The 17156-nt window shown below is 64.1% G+C and carries 19 protein-coding genes; 10 read left to right on the top strand and 9 right to left on the bottom strand.

All coding sequences use genetic code 11. The annotated features are described in order from the left end of the window. Window positions 1-26 precede the first annotated feature (26 nt). The 7 genes from catA to benA form a co-directional block, all read right to left on the bottom strand. Window positions 27-941 carry a catechol 1,2-dioxygenase gene (catA, locus tag ACIPZF_RS24160; RefSeq protein WP_400804086.1) on the bottom strand — a complete coding sequence of 305 codons (915 nt, stop codon included), beginning with the start codon at window positions 939-941 and terminating at the stop codon, window positions 27-29. Window positions 942-979: 38 nt separating this feature from the next. Further along, complete coding sequence (gene catC, locus ACIPZF_RS24155; RefSeq protein ID WP_400804085.1) at window positions 980-1270, bottom strand: muconolactone Delta-isomerase; 291 nt, start codon at window positions 1268-1270, stop codon at window positions 980-982. A gap of 147 nt (window positions 1271-1417) precedes the next feature. Next, entirely contained in the window at window positions 1418-2539 is a 1122-nt protein-coding gene (locus tag ACIPZF_RS24150; protein ID WP_400804083.1) for a muconate cycloisomerase family protein, read from the bottom strand. Between the two features lie 52 nt (window positions 2540-2591). Beyond that, window positions 2592-3353, bottom strand: coding sequence for a 1,6-dihydroxycyclohexa-2,4-diene-1-carboxylate dehydrogenase (locus ACIPZF_RS24145; RefSeq protein ID WP_400804081.1), 762 nt, complete (start codon window positions 3351-3353; stop codon window positions 2592-2594). Between the two features lie 27 nt (window positions 3354-3380). Next, window positions 3381-4394, bottom strand: a complete 1014-nt coding sequence (benC, locus tag ACIPZF_RS24140; protein ID WP_400804079.1) for a benzoate 1,2-dioxygenase electron transfer component BenC — start codon at window positions 4392-4394, stop codon at window positions 3381-3383. A gap of 71 nt (window positions 4395-4465) precedes the next feature. Continuing rightward, window positions 4466-4951: a benzoate 1,2-dioxygenase small subunit gene (benB, locus tag ACIPZF_RS24135; RefSeq protein ID WP_400804077.1), complete on the bottom strand. Its 486-nt coding sequence runs from the start codon at window positions 4949-4951 to the stop codon at window positions 4466-4468. Beyond that, complete coding sequence (gene benA / locus ACIPZF_RS24130) at window positions 4948-6306, bottom strand: benzoate 1,2-dioxygenase large subunit (protein WP_400804075.1); 1359 nt, start codon at window positions 6304-6306, stop codon at window positions 4948-4950. Before benA ends, benB begins: the two co-directional genes overlap by 4 nt. 636 nt (window positions 6307-6942) lie before the next feature. On the opposite strand from benA, the gene ACIPZF_RS24125 reads away from it, so the two are divergent. The 8 genes from ACIPZF_RS24125 (at window position 6943) to ACIPZF_RS24090 (ending at window position 14194) form a co-directional block, all read left to right on the top strand. Then, the gene (locus ACIPZF_RS24125; RefSeq protein ID WP_400804072.1) at window positions 6943-8004 is read left to right on the top strand and encodes a 3-deoxy-7-phosphoheptulonate synthase; all 1062 of its coding nucleotides are present in this window, start codon (window positions 6943-6945) and stop codon (window positions 8002-8004) included. A 77-nt stretch (window positions 8005-8081) separates the two neighbouring features. Then, window positions 8082-8363, top strand: coding sequence for a peptidylprolyl isomerase (locus ACIPZF_RS24120; RefSeq protein WP_400804070.1), 282 nt, complete (start codon window positions 8082-8084; stop codon window positions 8361-8363). Window positions 8364-8415: 52 nt separating this feature from the next. Then, the gene (locus ACIPZF_RS24115; RefSeq protein WP_400804186.1) at window positions 8416-10287 is read left to right on the top strand and encodes an extracellular solute-binding protein; all 1872 of its coding nucleotides are present in this window, start codon (window positions 8416-8418) and stop codon (window positions 10285-10287) included. Next, the gene (locus ACIPZF_RS24110; RefSeq protein WP_400804069.1) at window positions 10284-11342 is read left to right on the top strand and encodes a microcin C ABC transporter permease YejB; all 1059 of its coding nucleotides are present in this window, start codon (window positions 10284-10286) and stop codon (window positions 11340-11342) included. The genes ACIPZF_RS24115 and ACIPZF_RS24110 overlap by 4 nt, the downstream gene beginning before the upstream one ends. Beyond that, the gene (locus ACIPZF_RS24105) at window positions 11342-12358 is read left to right on the top strand and encodes an ABC transporter permease (protein WP_400804067.1); all 1017 of its coding nucleotides are present in this window, start codon (window positions 11342-11344) and stop codon (window positions 12356-12358) included. The genes ACIPZF_RS24110 and ACIPZF_RS24105 overlap by 1 nt, the downstream gene beginning before the upstream one ends. Window positions 12359-12540: 182 nt before the next feature. Further along, a complete protein-coding gene (hbdH, locus tag ACIPZF_RS24100; protein ID WP_400804064.1) occupies window positions 12541-13311 on the top strand; it encodes a 3-hydroxybutyrate dehydrogenase in 771 nt (256 codons plus the stop codon). A 55-nt stretch (window positions 13312-13366) separates the two neighbouring features. Continuing rightward, window positions 13367-13846: a serine protease inhibitor ecotin gene (gene eco / locus ACIPZF_RS24095; RefSeq protein ID WP_400804062.1), complete on the top strand. Its 480-nt coding sequence runs from the start codon at window positions 13367-13369 to the stop codon at window positions 13844-13846. Window positions 13847-13918: 72 nt separating this feature from the next. Beyond that, window positions 13919-14194 carry a peptidylprolyl isomerase gene (locus ACIPZF_RS24090; RefSeq protein ID WP_008095636.1) on the top strand — a complete coding sequence of 92 codons (276 nt, stop codon included), beginning with the start codon at window positions 13919-13921 and terminating at the stop codon, window positions 14192-14194. Window positions 14195-14210: 16 nt separating this feature from the next. Here the strand turns inward: ACIPZF_RS24090 and ACIPZF_RS24085 are convergent, their stop codons facing one another. Then, the gene (locus ACIPZF_RS24085; protein WP_400804060.1) at window positions 14211-14834 is read right to left on the bottom strand and encodes a LysE family translocator; all 624 of its coding nucleotides are present in this window, start codon (window positions 14832-14834) and stop codon (window positions 14211-14213) included. 131 nt (window positions 14835-14965) lie between these two features. Between ACIPZF_RS24085 and ACIPZF_RS24080 the strand changes: the two genes are divergently transcribed. Then, window positions 14966-15775 carry an AraC family transcriptional regulator gene (locus tag ACIPZF_RS24080; protein ID WP_400804059.1) on the top strand — a complete coding sequence of 270 codons (810 nt, stop codon included), beginning with the start codon at window positions 14966-14968 and terminating at the stop codon, window positions 15773-15775. Window positions 15776-15859: 84 nt separating this feature from the next. Next, on the top strand, window positions 15860-16474 hold the full coding sequence (locus ACIPZF_RS24075) for a LysE family translocator (protein ID WP_400804058.1): 615 nt from the start codon (window positions 15860-15862) through the stop codon (window positions 16472-16474). Here the strand turns inward: ACIPZF_RS24075 and ACIPZF_RS24070 are convergent. Further along, window positions 16422-17147 (bottom strand): metallophosphoesterase, encoded by a 726-nt coding sequence (locus ACIPZF_RS24070; protein WP_400804056.1) that lies wholly within the window; start codon window positions 17145-17147, stop codon window positions 16422-16424. The two genes, ACIPZF_RS24075 and ACIPZF_RS24070, sit on opposite strands and share 53 nt — an antisense overlap. Window positions 17148-17156 lie beyond the last annotated feature (9 nt).

Raw genomic sequence — 17156 nt, 5'->3', positions numbered from 1 at the left:
AGCCCGCGAAAGGCCACCGCGAAGAATCAGGCCTCTTGCAACGCCCGAGGCCGCCCGCTGCGCTGCTCATCCACACATTCCTGAGCTTTCTGCAGCTGGAAATCGAACTTCAACTCCGCATACCGCCCCTCGCGGCCCTCCCGGTACACCACTTCCCCCACCAGCCCGTCCCGCGTGGCATAGGCGAAGTCGTCCCAGAGGTACTTGTCGCCGGACAGGTTGATCTGCGTGGTCAGGTGCCGATGCCCTGGCGCCGAGATGAAGAAGTGCACATGCGCCGGACGCTGACCGTGGCGGCCGAGCAGGTCGAGGCATTCCTGGGTCGGCCCCTGGGGATCGCAACCGTAACCGGACGGCACGATGGTGCGCGCGCGATAACGACCTTCGGCATCGGTGATGATGCGTCGGCGCAGGTTGTACTCGGACTGGCTGTGGTCGAAGAACGAATAGGTACCACGGGTGTTGGCGTGCCAGAGGTCGACCGTGGCACCGGCCAGCGGCTGGCCCTGTGGGTCGAATACCTGGCCTTCGAGGAACATGAGCGTGGCCACGCCCTCTTCGCTGCCATCGTCCATCCGCACTTCGCCTTGGGCGATGGGTGCCCCAGCGACGTAAAGCGGGCCTTCGATGGTGCGCGGGGTACCGCCGGTGAGACCGGCTTCGGCATCCTTGGCATCCTGCAGCAAGTCGAGGAAATGCTCGATGCCCAGGCCGGCGACCAGCAGCCCGGCCTCGCCGCGCCCGCCCAGGCGGTTGAGGTAATCGACCGCATGCCAGAACTCGTCCTCGCTGATCTGCAGGTCTTCGATCAGGCGCGCGGTGTCCTGCAGCAGGCGCTGGATGATGCGCTTGAGGCGCGGGCTGCCTTCGTCATTACCGAAGCCTGCGGCTTCTTCGAAGAACTTCCGGGCTTGGGCAGTGTGGGAAATTTTCACGGTCATGGGGTTACCTCATCTTGTTCTTGTGCAAAAGGCTCGGTTCAGCGGTCGTCGCTGTGCATCGACGACGGGTGACGGCACAGGCCATCGACCTCGATGTCCATGTAGGGGAACAGCGGCAGTTGCATCAGCGTGTCGTGCAGCGCCTCGACGCTGGGCACGTCGAATACGCTGTAGTTGGCGTAGTGCCCGGCGATGCGCCACAGGTGGCGCCAAGTGCCCTCGCGCTGCAGGCGCTGGGCCAGTTCCTTTTCGTCGGCCTTCAGTTGCGTGGCCTTGGCCGGGTCCATGTCGACCGGCAGTTTTACGGTCATCTTCACGTGGAACAGCATGGGGTTCTCCTTGTATCTGTGTATGAAAGCTGGCGCGATCCCTGTGGGAGCGGGCTTGTCCCGCGAACACGGGCGAAGCCCGTGCCATGCACCGCGGTGCCTGCTTCGCGGGACAAGCCCGCTCCCACAGGGGTATGTGTGCTTCCTTCAGCGGCGGGCGAAGCGGGCGAGCTGGGTTTCGTTCAGGGTCAGGCCCAGGCCCGGGGTGCGCGGCACGTGCAGCTGGAAGTCGTGGTACTGCGGCGCTTCGTTGACGATTTCTTCTGTCAGCAGCAGCGGGCCGAACAGTTCGGTGCCCCAGGTCAGCTGGCGCAGGGTGAGAAACGCGTGTGCCGAGGCCAAGGTGCCGATCGAGCCTTCGAGCATGGTCCCGCCGTACAGGGCGATGCCGGCCGCCTCGGCGATCTGCGCGGTGCGCAGCACGGCACGTGGGCCGCCGTTCTTGGCGATCTTCAGGGCGAAGATGCTGGCAGCACCCTCGGCGGCCAGGCTGAAGGCGTCCTCGACGCTTTCGATGGATTCGTCGGCCATGATCGGTGCCGGGCTGCGCTGGTTCAGGCGGATTTGCCCACCTCGGTTGATGCGCGAAATAGGCTGCTCGATGAGGTCGATGCCGTTGTCACCCAGCACATGGCAGGCGCGGATGGCCTGGGATTCGTCCCAGTACTGGTTGACGTCGACGCGCACGCTGGCGCGCTCGCCCAGCTCGCGCTTGATCGCTACAACGTGCTTGAGGTCCTGCTCGAGCGGGTTGGCGCCGATCTTCAGCTTGAACACTCGGTGGCGGCGGATCTCCAGCATGTGCTGTGCTTCAGCGATATCGCGCGCGGTATCGCCGCTGGCCAGGGTCCAGGCCACCTCCAGGCTGTCCCGCACGCGCCCGCCGAGCAGCTCGCTGACCGGCAGGCCCAGGCGCTTGCCCTGGGCGTCGAGCAAGGCGCTTTCGATGCCGGACTTGGCAAAGGTGTTGCCCTTCACCAGCTTGTCGAGCTTGAGCATGGCGGCGTTGATGTTGTCGGCAGCCATGCCGAGCAGTGCCGGCGCCAGGTGCGCGTCGAGATTGGCCTTGATGCTTTCAGGGCTCTCATAGCCATAGGCCAGGCCGCCGATGGTGGTGGCTTCACCGATGCCTTCGACGCCATCGCTGCAATGCAGGCGCAGCACCACCAGGGTCTGCTGCTGCATGGTGTGCATGGCCAGCTTGTGCGGGCGGATGGTCGGCAGGTCGACGATCAGCGCCTCCAGCCGTTCAATGGTCGGGCTTGTCATGCAAGAGCTCCAGTTGTTTTTGTGGAGGAGAAGCGAGCCTGGAGGGTGAACCTCAGCCAAGGTCACCGCCCCCTACCGGCAGGGTCACGCCGGTGATGTAGGAGGCCTCGTCGGAGGCCAGAAAAAGGATCGCGCCGACCTGTTCGTCGATGCTGCCGTAGCGGTGCATCAGGCTGCTGTCGAGGGTCTGGTCGACGATCTGCTGGTACCAGACCTTGTCCTGCTCGCCCTGCGCGGCGTCGTTGCGTGGCACCCGCCGAGGCGGTGCTTCGGTGCCCCCGGGCGCGGTGGCGTTGACGCGGATGCCACGGCCGGCGGTTTCGAAGGCCAGGCACGCGGTCAGCGCATTGACGCCGCCCTTGGCCGCGCCGTAGGGCACGCGGTTGACGCCGCGGGTGGCGATGGACGAGACGTTGACGATGGCGCCGCTACCGCGTTCGAGCATGTACGGCAGCGCGGCATGGCAGCACCACAGGGTGGGGAACAGTGAGCGGCGCACTTCGGCCTCGATCTGCTCGACTTCGTAGTGCTCGAACGGCTTGGCCCAGATGGTGCCGCCGACGTTGTTGACCAGGATGTCGATGCGGCCGAACGTTTCGACCGCCGTGGCCATGACCCGGGCGCAGTCGCTGTGCTGTTCGAGGTCGGCGATGAGGGTCAGCATTCCCTCCCCGGCCAGCTCATGGACCAGCTCGGAGCGGTCCACCGCCACCACCTGCGCGCCTTCGGCCTTGAGCCGCCAGCACACGCCCCGGCCAATCCCTTGGGCGGCACCGGTGACCAGGGCGACTTTGCCTTGAAATCTTGTATTCATCGTTATTTCTCCATGCCCGGGCAGCACTTAGGCGGCCGCTGCCGCAAACTTCTCGAAATAGAAATTCGCCGGGGTGATGCCCTGCTCGCGGATGTACTGGCTGACCGCCTCGACCATCGGTGGTGGCCCGCACAGGTACACGTCGACGTCGCCGCCATTGAGGTGGCGCGGCTCGATGTGCTGAGTCACGTAGCCCTTCTGCGGGTGCTGGCTGTCGGGGTTGGCCACGCAGGCGCTGAAGGTGAAGTTGGCGATGCGTGCAGCCAGGGCCTGCAGGCGGTCCAGTTCGACCAGGTCGAAGTCGTTGGACACCCCGTAGATCAGGTGCAGCGGGTGCTCGCAGCCCTGTTCGGCGATTTTCTCCAGCATGGCGGTGAACGGTGCCAGCCCAGTGCCGCCCGCCAGCAGCAGCAACGGCCGCTGGATCGGCCGCAGGTAGAAGCTGCCCAGCGGCCCGGCCAGGCTCATGCTGTCGCCGGCCTTGGCCAGGCTTGTGAGGAAGCTGCTCATCAGCCCGCCCGGCACGTTGCGGATCAGAAAGCTGACCTCGCCGTCCCTCTGCAGCGAACTGAAGGAATAGGCACGGCTCTGGTCGCTGCCCGGCACGCTGAGGTTAACGTACTGCCCCGGCAGGAAGGCCAGGCGGCTCAGCGCTTCGCCCTTGATCGACAAGGCAATGGTGCTGGCCGACAGCTGACGCACGTCGCTGATTTCGGCCTGGAAGCTGGCCTGCTCGGTCTTGCATACCTGCGAAGACGCCGGGATACGCACCACGCAGTCGCTTACGGCGCGCATCTGGCAGGTCAGCACGTAGCCTTCGGCGATTTCGTCCTCGCTGAGCGCGTCTTCGATGAAGTTGTCGCCCAGCTCGTAACGTCCGGACTCGGCCTTGCACTTGCAGGTGCCGCAGGCGCCGTCGCGGCAGTCCAGTGGGATGTTGATGCCTTGGCGGTAGGCGGCGTCGGCCACGGTTTCATGGCCGCTGGCCTCGATGAAGCGGGTCACCCCGTCTTCGAAATTAAGCGCGATCTGGAAGCTCATGTTGCACCTCGCGGGCGAAGCTGGCCGCGGCGCGCTCTTGGGGCACGCCGGGCAGTTCGCTTTGCCTCGAATCAGATGTGGTAGACGTCGATGACCTGACGCACGTAGTCGTTCTTCAGCACGACCTTCTTGGCCTTGATCAACGGCTGTTCGCCGCGCAGGTCGAGGGTGTAGAAGCTCGTGCCGAAGTAACTGTCGGTGGTCTTGTAGCGAAAGCTCAGGGTGTGCCAGTTGAAGCGCACCTGGCAGCTGCCCTCGCCGTGCTCGACGATCTCGATGTTGCTGAGGTTGTGCGAGGTGCGGGTGTCCGGCACGGTCGCGCTGGAACGCTCGGTCTTGATGCGGAACACCCGGTCCTCAAGGCCGCCACGGTTGCCATACCAGATCAGCGAGATTTCGCTTTGCGGATCTTCGGTCAGGGTGTCGTCATCGTCCCAGCTCGGCATCCAGAAGGTGGCATCGCTGGCATAGAGTTCAAGCCATTGGTCCCACTGGGCATCGTCCAGGTAGCGCGCCTCGCGGTAGAGGAAGTCGCGCACGGTTTCATAGAGACTCATTGCACGGCCTCCACTGGGATCAGTCGCTGTTCGCCTTCGAGCGCCTTGAGCATGGTGTCCTGCCAATACTTGTGCTGCAGCACGAACAGGCCTTCGTCCTCGGTGCGCACACCCGACAGCAGCGGCTTGAGCTCGATTTCGCGGGCAGCCTCGTCGGCGCCTTCGACCCAGTGCGTCGCGCCGCGTGACATGTCGTTCCAGCCGGTGCCGCCGCCGTAGCCGGTCTGGCACGAGCGGAACTCTTCCAGATCATCCGGGGTAGCCATGCCGCTGACGTTGAAGAAGTCTTCGTACTGGCGGATGCGGCTGGCGCGGGCCTCGGCGCTCTCGCCTTTGGGCGCGATGCAATAGATGGTGATTTCGGTCTTGTTCACCGAAATCGGCCGGGCGATGCGGATCTGCGAGCTGAACTGGTCCATCAGGTACACGTTGGGGTACAGGCACAGGTTGCGCGAGTTCTCGATCATCCAGTCGGCGCGGGCCTGGCCATGGTCGGCGACAAGTTCAGCTCTTCGCTCAAATGCCGGGCGGTCCTCGGGGTTGGCCCAGCGCGTCCACAGCAGCAAATGGCCGTGGTCGAAGGAGTAGAAGCCGCCGCCCTGCTTGGCCCAGGCCCCGGCGCTCATGGTCTTGATCTCGTCACCCGCTTCGCGCTGCTTGCGCTGGTTCTGGGTGGCGGCGTAATTCCAGTGCACGGAGCTTACGTGGTAGCCGTCGGCGCCGTTTTCAGCAGTTAGCTTCCAGTTGCCTTCGTAGATGTACGAGCTGGCGCCGCGCAGCACTTCCAGGCCCTCGGGGGACTGGTCGACGATCATGTCGATGATCTTCGCCGACTCGCCCAGGTGCTCGACCAGCGGCTTGACGTCGGCGTTGAGGCTGCCGAACAGGAAGCCCCGGTACGACTCGAACCGGGCGACCTTGGTCAGGTCGTGGGAGCCGTCGCAGTTGAAGCTGTCGGGGTAACCGGCGTTGCTCGGGTCCTTGACCTTGAGCAGCTTGCCGCTGTTGTTGAAGGTCCAGCCGTGGAACGGGCAGGTATAGCTGGACCGATTGCCGCGCTTGTGCCGGCAGAGCATGGCGCCGCGGTGGCTGCAGGCATTGAGGAAGGCATTGAGGTCACCGTCCTTGTTGCGCGCGATGAAGATCGGCTGGCGCCCCATGGTGAGGGTGAGGAAATCGTTTTTCTCGGGGATCTGGCTGTCGTGGGCCAGGTAGATCCAGTTGCCCTCGAAGATGTGTTTCATCTCCAGGTCGAACAGCCGTGGGTCGGTGAACATCTCGCGCTTGCAGCGGTAGATGCCCTGTTCACGGTCGTCCTCGAGCATGGCATTGAGGTAGTCGAATCCCAGGGACATGGCCGGGGTCTCCATTGTTATTGTTCAGACCGGCTCAGGTTAAGGGGCGCATCCAGGGGGCAATATCCGCCTGCTGCACAGCGCTATCCAATTACTGCAAATATCGGGGCGATAGCATTTATCCATTGAACGCGGTGTATCACCTGAAGTAAGCTCGGGCTCATTCACTGGAGAGCAACATGCCGAAACACACCCGCAACCACGCCAACCACACCGGTCGCAGCCTGCGCCCTGTGCTGGCCGTTGCCGGCTGCAAGGCACTCGCCTGCTCGTATTTTGGGTATTGGTTTAGCCACTAGGCGCCGATACCCACACGGCGCCCACCTTCGAGGGGCCGCCGAACATGAGAATACTCAAACCCCCGGTCGGCTCCCCGACCGGGGGTTTTGCTTTTTCAGGCTTTCGAACATTACCGAATCACACTGAGGACACTTTCATGAACTACGCCACTTACTACTACGCAAGCACCTACGCCTGGCGATTTAGCCATTCCCGTTCGGGCCAGCCTGCCGCCTCCGATCGGACCGTCCACGGTGGCAACGCTGCAGCCAATTTGAATTCAACGATCAGTCGAACACCTCGATAGCGGCCGACCGCGCGGGCCAGAACCCGCCGTCCGCCCAGGGAACCTACGCCATGCAAGCCTCCAACCTCGCTCTGCCCCTGACCCAGCCGCACGCGGCCAACACCACCGTCAGCCGCCGCCTGCCCAGCCCGCACCTGCTCAAACAGCAGATGCCGCTCTCCATTGAACACGCTCAGCAAGTCCAAGCCCAGCGCCAGGCCATCCGCGCCATCCTCGAAGGCCGCGACCCGCGCCTGCTGGTGGTCGTCGGCCCATGCTCGATCCACGACCCCCGCTCGGCCCTGGAGTACGCCGACCGCCTGGCCGCGCTCAGCCGCGAAGTGGATGACAAGCTGCTGCTGGTGATGCGCGCCTACGTGGAAAAACCCCGCACCACGGTGGGCTGGAAAGGCCTGGCCTACGACCCACATCTCGATGGCAGCGACGACATGCATGCCGGCATCGCCCTGTCCCGTGGCCTGATGCTGAACATGATCGAACGCGGTCTGACGATCGCCACCGAGCTGCTGCAGCCGATGGCCGCCGGTTACTTCGATGACCTGCTGGGTTGGGCGGCGATTGGCGCGCGCACCACCGAATCGCAGGTGCACCGCGAGATGGTCAGCGGCCTGGAGCTACCGGTCGGTTTCAAGAACGGCACCGACGGCGGTGTCGCCATCGCCTGCGACGCCATGCGCAGCGCTGCCGCCCCGCACCGCCACTTCGGCATGGATGCGCAGGGCTACCCGGCGATCATCGAGACCCTGGGCAATCCGGACACTCACCTGGTATTGCGCGGCGGCCACAAGGGCCCGAACTACGACGCCAGCAGCATTGCCCAGGCCCGCCAAGGCCTGGCCAAGGCCGGCCTGCAGGCACGGATCATGGTCGATTGCAGCCATGCCAACAGCGGCAAGGACCCGGCGCGCCAGCCGGCCGTGTTCGAGGACGTGTTGGCCCAGCGCCTGGCCGGCGATACCTCGATTGTCGGGGTGATGCTCGAAGGTCACCTGTTCGATGGCTGCCAGGCATTGGGTAAAGGCGCGCTGAAGTACGGCGTGTCGATCACCGACGGCTGCCTGGGATGGGGGGCGACAGAACGGCTGTTGCGCGAGGCCGCAGAACGCCTGTAATGAACTGCGGCAAGCCTTGCGAGACATTTGCCATGCAACGCGCTAGGCTTGCCCTTTTCACCCAAGGAGTAGTACCCATGGCACGCGCCACCGCCCGTCACATCCTCGTCAGCAGCGAAGACAAATGCAACGAACTGAAAGCTCAGATCGAAGCCGGTGCCGACTTCGCTGAAATCGCCAAAGCCAACTCCACCTGCCCGTCCAGCCGCCAGGGCGGTGATCTGGGCTCGTTCGGCCCAGGCCAGATGGTCAAGGAATTCGACACCGTGGTGTTCAGCGCCCCGCTCAACACCGTGCAAGGCCCGGTCAAGACCCAGTTCGGCTACCACCTGCTGGAAGTGACCAGCCGTCAGGACTAAGCCAAGGTCCCCGGTAGTGTTCCCTGTGGGAGCGGGCTTGCCCGCGAATGCGATGGTGAATTCGCCGCCGCATTCGCGGGCAAGCCCGCTCCCACAGGTTTTTCTGGGAGTAGTACTGGCGTGCTTGAGCTTTGCGATACAAGCCGCGCCCAGCCACGCCCTCACCGTCTACGGCGAAGCGCCCCGCTACGCTGAAAGCTTCCGCCACTTCGACTACGTCAACCCCGACGCCCCGAAAGGCGGCACATTGCGCCGCTCGGCCATCGAGATTGGCCAGTTCGACCATATTCTGCCGTACATCGACAAGGGCACTGGCGTCAGCGAGGTCGATGGCTGGCTGTACGCGCCCCTGGCAGTGCGCTCGTTCGATGAACCCTACACCGTCTACGGGCTGATCGCCCGGCGTATGGAGCGCGGCCCGCAAGATGCCTGGCTGCGCTTCGAGATCGACCCCAGGGCCACATTTGCGGACGGCAAACCCGTACGCGCCGAGGATGTGCGCTTCAGTTACAACAAGCTGATGAGCCAAGGCAGCCTCAAGTATCGAACGCTTTTCGTCGACGTCGCCGGCGTCACAGTGGAAGGCCCGCACCGCGTGCGTTTCGACTTCAAGCAACCCCACGGCCGCACCCTTGCCCTGGACCTCGCCAGCCTGCCGGTATTGCCCGAGCACGATTGGCAGAACCGCGACTTCGCCAACGGCGCCGGTTTCGAAACCCCCGTCGGCAGCGGCCCGTACCGCATCGGGCGGATCGACAATGGGCGCAGCATCACCTTCGAGCGCAACCCCAACTGGTGGGCCAAGGAGCTGCCGGTCAGCCGCGGCCGCTTCAACTTCGAACGTATCCGCATCGAGTATTTCGGCGATACCGAAGTGGCGCGCCAGGTGCTCAAGGGCGGTGGCTACGACTACAACCGCGAATTCTCCGCCACGGCCTTCACCCTCGGCTACAACGGCGCGCAGCTGGACGATGGCCGCCTCCAGCGCGCCCACCTGGGCCCGGCCAAGCCTCAGACCGCGCAGGGCTTCGTGTTCAATCTCGACCGGGCGCAATTCAAGGACCGCAGGGTGCGCCAGGCGCTGGCGATGCTCTGGGACTTCGAATGGAGCAACCGGCAGATGATGCGCAACATGTACATCCGCCAGCAGAGCGTGTTCTCCAACACCCCGCTGGCCGCGCGTGAGTTGCCGGATGCCAGCGAGCTGCAACTGCTCGAACCCTTGCGCGGCAAGGTGCCGGACGAAGTGTTCAGTCAGGTGTTCACGGCGCCGGTAACCGACGGCTCGGGAATTATCCGCCAGCAGCAGCTGCAGGCCCTGGCCTTGCTCGAACAAGCTGGCTGGCATCCCGAAAACGATCGGCTGGTGAACGCTGCGGGCGAACCGTTGACCTTCACCTTCCTCAACGGCCAGTCCGGCGTCGAGCGCCTGCTGCTGCCGTGGAAGCGCAACCTGGCGCAGATCGGCATCACCTTGAATATCCGCAACGTCGATTCGGCCCAGTACATCAACCGCGTGATGGCCCGCGATTACGACATGATCGTCACCGGCTACACCACCACCCTCTCGCCTGGCGCCGAGCTTTACAATTACTTCGGCTCCGCAGCGGCCAACGACCCGGGCTCGAACAACCTCATGGTGCTCAAGGACCCGGCAGTGGACAGCCTGATCGACGGACTGGTCCGCGCCGACACCCAGGCCGACATGCTGCGCCACGCCCATGCGCTGGACCGGGTGCTGCAGTGGAACTACTACTGGATCCCCAACTATTACCCCCCGGGCAGCTCGACCGTGTGGTGGAACCGCTTCGGCCTGCCCAAGGTGCAGCCTGCCTATGACGAAGGCCTGGACGGCTGGTGGGAAATCAGCCCGGAAGCGCTGACCAACGCACAAATGGCCGAGCGCCAGAAGGCCGAGCCATGACAGCCTATATCCTGCGGCGCCTGCTGCTGATCATCCCCACCCTGCTGGCCATCCTGCTGGTCAACTTCGCCATCGTCCAGGCCGCCCCCGGTGGCCCGGTGGAACAGGCGGTGGCTCGGCTGCAGGGCATTGGCGGCGGCGCACCGGGCGCGCGGGCCGAGGTGGTGCACGGTGAGTCCCGTGCCACCCGTGGCCTGGACCCCAAGTTGATCGAAGAGATCAAGCGCCAGTACGGCTTCGACAAATCCGCCCCTGAACGCCTGTGGCTGATGCTCGGCCAGTACGCGCGGCTGGACTTCGGCCAGAGCTTCTTCCGGGGCGCCAAGGTCACCGACCTGATCCTCGACAAGCTGCCGGTAACCTTGTCACTGGGGTTCTGGGCCACGCTGATTACCTACCTGGTGTCAATCCCGCTGGGCATCCGCAAGGCGGTGCGTCATGGCAGCCGCTTCGACGCTTGGAGCAGCGCGCTGATCGTGGTCGGCTACGCCCTGCCCTCGTTCCTGTTCGCCCTGCTGCTGATCATGCTGTTCGCCGGGGGAACCTCGCTGAACTGGTTCCCGGTGCGCGGCCTGGTGTCGGAGAACTTCGACCAGCTCAGCCTGCTGGGCAAGGTCGCCGATTACTTCTGGCACTTGGTACTGCCGGTCGGCGCGCTGGTGATCGGCGGCTTTGCCACGCTGACGCTGCTGACCAAGAATGCCTTCCTCGATGAAATCTCCCGCCAGTACGTGGTCACCGCACGGGCCAAGGGGCTGAGCGAACGGCGCGTGCTGTACGGGCATGTGCTGCGCAACGCCATGCTGTTGGTGCTGGCAGGGTTGCCCCAAGCGCTGATCACGGTGTTTTTCGCAGGCTCGCTGCTGATCGAGGTGATCTTCTCCCTCGATGGCCTGGGGCGCTTGAGCTACGAGGCGGCGGTGTCGCGTGACTACCCGGTGGTGTTCGGCACATTGTTCATCTTCACCCTCGCAGGTTTGCTGATCCGCCTGATCGGCGACCTGTCGTATACCCTGCTCGACCCGCGCATCGACTTCGACGCGAGGGCGCACTGATGCTCTCGCCCGTCTCGCGTCGCCGCCTGCAACGTTTTCGCCGCAACCGCCGTGGCTGGGTGTCGCTGTGGCTGTTCGCCGGCCTGTTGCTGCTCAGCCTCGGCGCGGAGCTGGTGGCGAATGACAAGCCTCTGCTGCTGAGCTACAAGGGCGAGTTGTACGCGCCCGCGCTCAAGCGCTACAGCGAACAGCAGTTCGGCGGCCAGCTGCCGTTTCAGCCGGACTATCGCAGCGCCTATGTGCGCCAGTTGATCGAGGGCCAGGGTGGCTGGATGCTGTTCGCGCCGATTCCGTTCAGCGCCGACACACCCAACTATGACCTGCAGGTGCCAACACCCAGCCCGCCGAGCAGCAGCAACTGGCTGGGCACCGACGACCAGGGCCGCGATGTGCTCGCGCGGGTGCTGTATGGCACGCGGATATCGCTGCTGTTCGCCTTCGCGCTGACCGTGGTCAGCGTGTTGGTCGGCGTGGTTGCCGGGGCCTTGCAGGGCTACCACGGCGGTTGGGTCGACCTGCTCGGGCAACGCGTGCTGGAGGTATGGTCGGGGTTGCCGGTGCTGTACCTGCTGATCATCCTCAGCGGCTTCGTCGAGCCGGATTTCTGGTGGCTGCTGGGAATCATGGCGCTGTTTTCGTGGTTGACCCTGGTCGATGTGGTGCGCGCCGAATTCCTCCGTGGCCGCAATCTGGAATACGTGAAAGCCGCCCGCGCTCTGGGCCTGCCGGACAGCCAGGTGATGTTCCGGCACATACTGCCCAATGCGATGAACGCCACGCTGACCTATGTGCCGTTCATGCTGACCGGGGCGATTACCACGCTGACGGCGCTGGACTTCCTGGGCTTTGGCATGTCGGCCGGGAGTGCTTCACTGGGTGAGCTGGTGACCCAGGGCAAGCAGCACCTGGAAGCCCCTTGGCTGGGCTTTACTGCATTCTTCGCGCTGGCAGTGATTCTGTCGTTGCTGGTGTTTATCGGCGATGCCCTGCGCGAGGCGTTTGATCCGAGGCGGTAGAAAAACACTAACCGATTGATTTGGCAGTCCCCGTGGGAGCGGCTTCAGCCGCGAACACCGGCGAAGCCGGTGCCATACACCGCGTCGCTTGCTTCGCGGCTAAAGCCGCTCCCACAGGGCATGCGGCGCACTCGCAGGCTTTGATCTCTGCGCAACAGCGCAGCCCAACAAGGAGCATTTGCATGACCCTCAAAGGCAAGACTGCACTCGTCACCAGTTCCACCAGCGGCATCGGCCTGGGCATTGCCCAGGTGCTGGCCCGCGCCGGAGCCAACATCCTGCTCAACGGGTTCGGCGACCCTGCGCCGGCGCTGGCCGAGATTGCGCAGCATGGCGTCAAGGCCGCGCACCATCCGGCCGACCTCAGCGATATGACGCAGATCGAAGCGCTGTTCACCTTCGCCGCGCGCGAGTTCGGTGGCGTCGACATCCTGGTCAACAACGCCGGCATTCAGCACGTGGCGCCGGTCGAACAGTTCCCCGTAGAAAGCTGGGACAAGATCATTGCCCTGAACCTGTCGGCGGTATTCCACGGCACCCGCCTGGCGCTGCCCGGCATGTGTGAGCGCAACTGGGGGCGGATCATCAACATCGCCTCGGTGCACGGGCTGGTCGGCTCGACCGGCAAAGCCGCGTACGTTGCAGCCAAGCACGGCGTGATCGGCCTGACCAAGGTGGTGGGGCTGGAAACCGCCACCAGCAACGTCACCTGCAACGCCATCTGCCCGGGCTGGGTGTTGACGCCGCTGGTGCAGAAACAAATCGATGAACGTGCCGCCAAGGGTGTCGACCCGCAGCAAGCGCAGGCGGACTTGCTGGCCGAGAAGCAGCCTTCATTGGCCTTCGTCACGCCAGAGCACTTGGGTGAGCTGGTACTATTCCTCTGCAGCGAGGCCGCAAGCCAGGTCCGCGGCGCCGCCTGGAACGTCGACGGTGGCTGGCTGGCCCAGTGATGGGAAGCCTGGGCCTGGCGCTGGTCTTGCATCCGTTCTCTAGCAAGGAGGCCTTATGCGCCCAACCCTACTGCCCTCGATCCTGGCCCTGACCCTGGCGGCCGCCGCCCCGGCAATGGCCGCCAGCCTCAAGGACATCGCCCCCTACCCCGACGCTGAAAAAGGCTTCACCCGCCAGGTTATCCATCTGCCGGCACAAGCCGATGAACATGCCTTCAAGCTGGAAATCCTGGCGGGCAAGACCCTGCAGGTTGACTGCAACCGTCAGCGCCTGGCCGGCAGCCTGGAAGAACGCACCCTCGAAGGCTGGGGCTACAGCTATTACCGCCTGGAAAAGGTCGGTGGTCCGGCCAGTACCCTGATGGCCTGCCCGGATGGCAAGAAGAGCGAAGCCTTCGTGCCGGTGGTGGGTGAAGGCTTCATGCTGCGCTACAACAGCAAGCTGCCGGTCGTGGTGTACGTGCCGGAAGGGGTCGAGGTGCGCTATCGCGTGTGGTCGGCGTCGAACGATGTGAAGAAGGCTAACGTAGAGTAATCCTGACCAACGCCGGGGCGCTGCATGTTCAGGCATAATGGCGCCCTTTTACCCCGAAGCACAGGTGTCCCAATGAAAGCTCAAGCCCGCCATATCCTGGTCAAGACCGCTGACGAAGCCGAAAAGCTCAAGCAGCGCATCGCCAACGGCGAGGCCTTCGACGTGCTGGCCAAGAAGTTTTCCACCTGCCCTTCGGGCAAGCGTGGTGGCGATCTGGGCGAAGTACGCCCGGGGCAACTGGTGGGCGCGATCGACCAGGTGATCTTCAAGAAACCGCTGCGAGTGGTGCATGGGCCTATCAAGAGCAAGTTCGGTTATCACCTGGTGCAGACGTTCTATCGCGACTGAAATCTGCGCTGGCGTTCTAACGCCGCGCCGCCAGCAACCCAAGGCCTGCGCAACCCAGCAAGGATGCGCTGATCCGGTTGAACATCCGACGCGGCCTCGGCTGGCTGAACCAGCGCTGCAGGTAGGCGCCCAGGCCCGCATAGATGGCAATCGCCGCCCATTCCAGCAGCAGGAACAGCACGCCCAGCCAGAGGAACTGTTCGCTCACCGGGGTGGCGCTGCCCACCGACACGAACTGCGGCAGGAAGGCGGTGAAGATCAGAATCGCCTTTGGATTACCCGCCGCCACCCAGAACTCCTGGCGTGCCAGGCGCCAGCTGCCGCTTGGCTGATCGCTTGCCATCTGGGCCTCGCTCACCGGCGCACGCCACAGCTGCCAGGCGATGTAGAACAGATACGCGGCGCCCACCACCTTGATCACCAGAAACAAGTATTCGCTGGTGTGCAGCACCACCGCCAGGCCCATGGCTGCCAGCGCAATCATGCCGCTGAATGCCAGGATACGCCCGCCACCCGCCACGCAAGCAGTGCGCAGGCCATAGCGGCTGGCATTGTGCAACGACAGCAGGTTATTCGGCCCAGGTGCCATGTTAAGGGCGAAGCAGGCAGGGATGAATAGCAGCAGGCTCGACAGGTCCATTGTGTTCTCCACGAAGTCTGTCGCTACTGTCGATGCCCAGACGCCACCAGGTCAAGGTACAGCCATTGGCAAAAACTGTACGGCCGTGTGCAGCGCACTGCTAAGCTGCCGGGCTGACCGAGGATTCTCGCATGCCCCGTACCCGCTCCTCGCTCTGGCGTGACCCGTCCTTGCCCTGGGTGGAAAGCCGCCGAGCCTGCCACAGCCGTGCTTGCTACAAGGCTCACAGCCATCCCACGTTCTCCATTGGTGCCGTGGACGCAGGTTGCAGCTACTTCACTGGCGCAGGCGAAGGGCAGCAGCGCCTGACACCGGGCACGCTGGTGATGGTGCCAGCGCAGCGGGTGCATGCCTGCAACCCAGAGCCAGGCCAGGCGTGGAGCTACCAGATGCTGCACGTGCAAGCCGAATGGCTGGCACAACTGCGTCTGGAGTCGGGGCTGGCAGCGGCCAAGACAGGGGCGCCAGCACGTATCAGCCGGCTGCCCGCGCTATACCGCCAGTTCTGCTCATTGAATGAATTGTTGTTCTCTGCCGCGAATACGGTCGACAAGGAGGCCGCGCTGATCGCCTTCATGGGCGACCATGATTTTTCCGAACACCCGCCGCTGACGGCAGCGCCTGCGCCCACATTGGCGATGCCAGCGCTGCGCGGCTTGTTAGAGCGCATCGAAGCCGATGACCCGGCAACGTTGAGCCTGGAGACATTGGCCCGGCAAGCCGGCCTAGGCCGGTACCAGCTGATACGCGCCTTCCGTGCTGCCACTGGGTTAACGCCCCATGCCTACCTGCTCAACGCCCGGATCAACCGTGGGCGGCAGCTTCTGCGTGACGGCCTGGCGCTGGCCGAGGTGGCCTATCGCTTGGGCTTTGCCGACCAGAGCCATTTCCAGCGCGTGTTCAAGGCGCATGTCGGGGTGACGCCTGGGCAGTACCGGTAAGCCACAGCCAAGTTGCAATATTCTTCAATACCGCTCGCAAAGCTGCCGCCACACTGCGGCTTTCCTTCCGAGAAAGCCCGCCCCATGGAGCAGTTCCTGATCATCGTCCTCGCCCACTTCCTTGCCTTGCTCTCGCCTGGGCCCGACTTCTTTCTGGTTGCCAGAACATCGATCAGTGCCGGTTGGCGAGTGGCCAGCGGTGCCTGCCTGGGGATTGCCTTGGCCAATGGTGTATTCATCGGGGTGGCGTTCGCCGGCCTGGCGGTACTGCGCGAAGGCAGCGCGCTGTTCATCGCCCTGCAACTGGCCGGGGCGGGTTATCTGATGTATGTCGGCGTGCTGTTTCTGCGCCATGCCGGAAAAACCAGTCTTGCGGCGGTGGGCACGCGTGGCCCCACTCGCGGTTGGTGGCGAGGGCTGGGGATGGGCTTTGTGTCCGGCATCCTCAATCCGAAGAACGCGCTGTTCTATGCCAGTCTCGCCAGCATGGTCGCCAGCAGCAGCGCAGGCTGGAAGTACGCTTATGGTACGTGGATGTTCATCATCGTCTTGCTCTGGGACCTGCTGGTGGCCGTGGCCATTGGCAATCGACGCCTGCTGCGGCGCTTCTCCCACGCCCTGCCCTGGCTGGAACGGGCCTCGGGGGTCATGCTGATGGTGCTGGCCGCAGGGTTGCTGGTTCACCTGGTTCAGGGGTAAGCAACTGCAGGGTGGCAACGTCCATCAAGCTGAAATAGCCGCCGGCCCAACCGCCAGTATCCAGGTGCCAGACGTTGCCCAAGCGTTTAGCCTGCAGTACCGGCGTGTGGCCGACCAGCAATGCGCGTAGCCCCTCGACGACTTGGGTATCACCCTCTTTCAAGCGCTGGCGCGACCATTGACAGATTTCGCGTACTCTCGCGTCGTCATCGAACAACAAGCTGTCGCGCAAAACGGCCCAGTCCTGAAACGGGCTATCGGCGTGCAGCAGGCCAATCAAGCCTTCGTCCGTCTGCAACTCCAAGGCAATCGGCAACTGCAGGAACTGCTCGACAAAGTGGGCCTGCTCGTCCCTCGGCAGGTCGATGAACCAACCTCCTCCGGCTGCGCGGTACATTTCCAGATCGAGCTGCCCGCCATTGAAGTGGGTAATGGCCAGCGATTCATGGTTACCCTGCACGGCGTGAAACCAGGGCTTTTGCAGCCACGCCAGCACCTCGACGCTGTGCGGGCCGCGGTCCACCAGGTCGCCGACGCTGAACAGCCGATCGACCTTCGGGTCGAAACCCACCGCGTCCAGACACTGCACAAGACGCCGAAAATGCCCGTGAATATCGCCAACGGCCAGGTCACGCCCGTGGCTGTTGGCGGCTACCCGCCGAAACCGGCTCATTGCAATCTT

Origin of the sequence: Pseudomonas sp. NPDC089752, assembly GCF_044748725.1 — a bacterium.
Lineage (GTDB): Bacteria > Pseudomonadota > Gammaproteobacteria > Pseudomonadales > Pseudomonadaceae > Aquipseudomonas.
Note: the sequence above shows the minus strand (reverse complement) of the source record. Positions and strands in the feature narration are given on the sequence as shown.

What these genes read in the sequence shown, in the direction of transcription:
- ACIPZF_RS24070 (WP_400804056.1), bottom strand. Translation starts at nt 17,147, where the DNA reads ATGAGCCGGTTTCGGCGGGTAGCCGCCAACAGCCACGGGCGTGACCTG.
- ACIPZF_RS24080 (WP_400804059.1), top strand. Translation starts at nt 14,966, where the DNA reads ATGCCCCGTACCCGCTCCTCGCTCTGGCGTGACCCGTCCTTGCCCTGG.
- benA (WP_400804075.1), bottom strand. Translation starts at nt 6,306, where the DNA reads ATGTCCCTGGGATTCGACTACCTCAATGCCATGCTCGAGGACGACCGT.
- ACIPZF_RS24105 (WP_400804067.1), top strand. Translation starts at nt 11,342, where the DNA reads ATGCTCTCGCCCGTCTCGCGTCGCCGCCTGCAACGTTTTCGCCGCAAC.
- ACIPZF_RS24085 (WP_400804060.1), bottom strand. Translation starts at nt 14,834, where the DNA reads ATGGACCTGTCGAGCCTGCTGCTATTCATCCCTGCCTGCTTCGCCCTT.
- ACIPZF_RS24145 (WP_400804081.1), bottom strand. Translation starts at nt 3,353, where the DNA reads ATGAATACAAGATTTCAAGGCAAAGTCGCCCTGGTCACCGGTGCCGCC.
- catC (WP_400804085.1), bottom strand. Translation starts at nt 1,270, where the DNA reads ATGCTGTTCCACGTGAAGATGACCGTAAAACTGCCGGTCGACATGGAC.
- ACIPZF_RS24120 (WP_400804070.1), top strand. Translation starts at nt 8,082, where the DNA reads ATGGCACGCGCCACCGCCCGTCACATCCTCGTCAGCAGCGAAGACAAA.
- catA (WP_400804086.1), bottom strand. Translation starts at nt 941, where the DNA reads ATGACCGTGAAAATTTCCCACACTGCCCAAGCCCGGAAGTTCTTCGAA.
- ACIPZF_RS24150 (WP_400804083.1), bottom strand. Translation starts at nt 2,539, where the DNA reads ATGACAAGCCCGACCATTGAACGGCTGGAGGCGCTGATCGTCGACCTG.
- ACIPZF_RS24115 (WP_400804186.1), top strand. Translation starts at nt 8,416, where the DNA reads ATGGTGAATTCGCCGCCGCATTCGCGGGCAAGCCCGCTCCCACAGGTT.
- hbdH (WP_400804064.1), top strand. Translation starts at nt 12,541, where the DNA reads ATGACCCTCAAAGGCAAGACTGCACTCGTCACCAGTTCCACCAGCGGC.
- benC (WP_400804079.1), bottom strand. Translation starts at nt 4,394, where the DNA reads ATGAGCTTCCAGATCGCGCTTAATTTCGAAGACGGGGTGACCCGCTTC.
- benB (WP_400804077.1), bottom strand. Translation starts at nt 4,951, where the DNA reads ATGAGTCTCTATGAAACCGTGCGCGACTTCCTCTACCGCGAGGCGCGC.
- ACIPZF_RS24075 (WP_400804058.1), top strand. Translation starts at nt 15,860, where the DNA reads ATGGAGCAGTTCCTGATCATCGTCCTCGCCCACTTCCTTGCCTTGCTC.
- eco (WP_400804062.1), top strand. Translation starts at nt 13,367, where the DNA reads ATGCGCCCAACCCTACTGCCCTCGATCCTGGCCCTGACCCTGGCGGCC.
- ACIPZF_RS24090 (WP_008095636.1), top strand. Translation starts at nt 13,919, where the DNA reads ATGAAAGCTCAAGCCCGCCATATCCTGGTCAAGACCGCTGACGAAGCC.
- ACIPZF_RS24125 (WP_400804072.1), top strand. Translation starts at nt 6,943, where the DNA reads ATGCAAGCCTCCAACCTCGCTCTGCCCCTGACCCAGCCGCACGCGGCC.
- ACIPZF_RS24110 (WP_400804069.1), top strand. Translation starts at nt 10,284, where the DNA reads ATGACAGCCTATATCCTGCGGCGCCTGCTGCTGATCATCCCCACCCTG.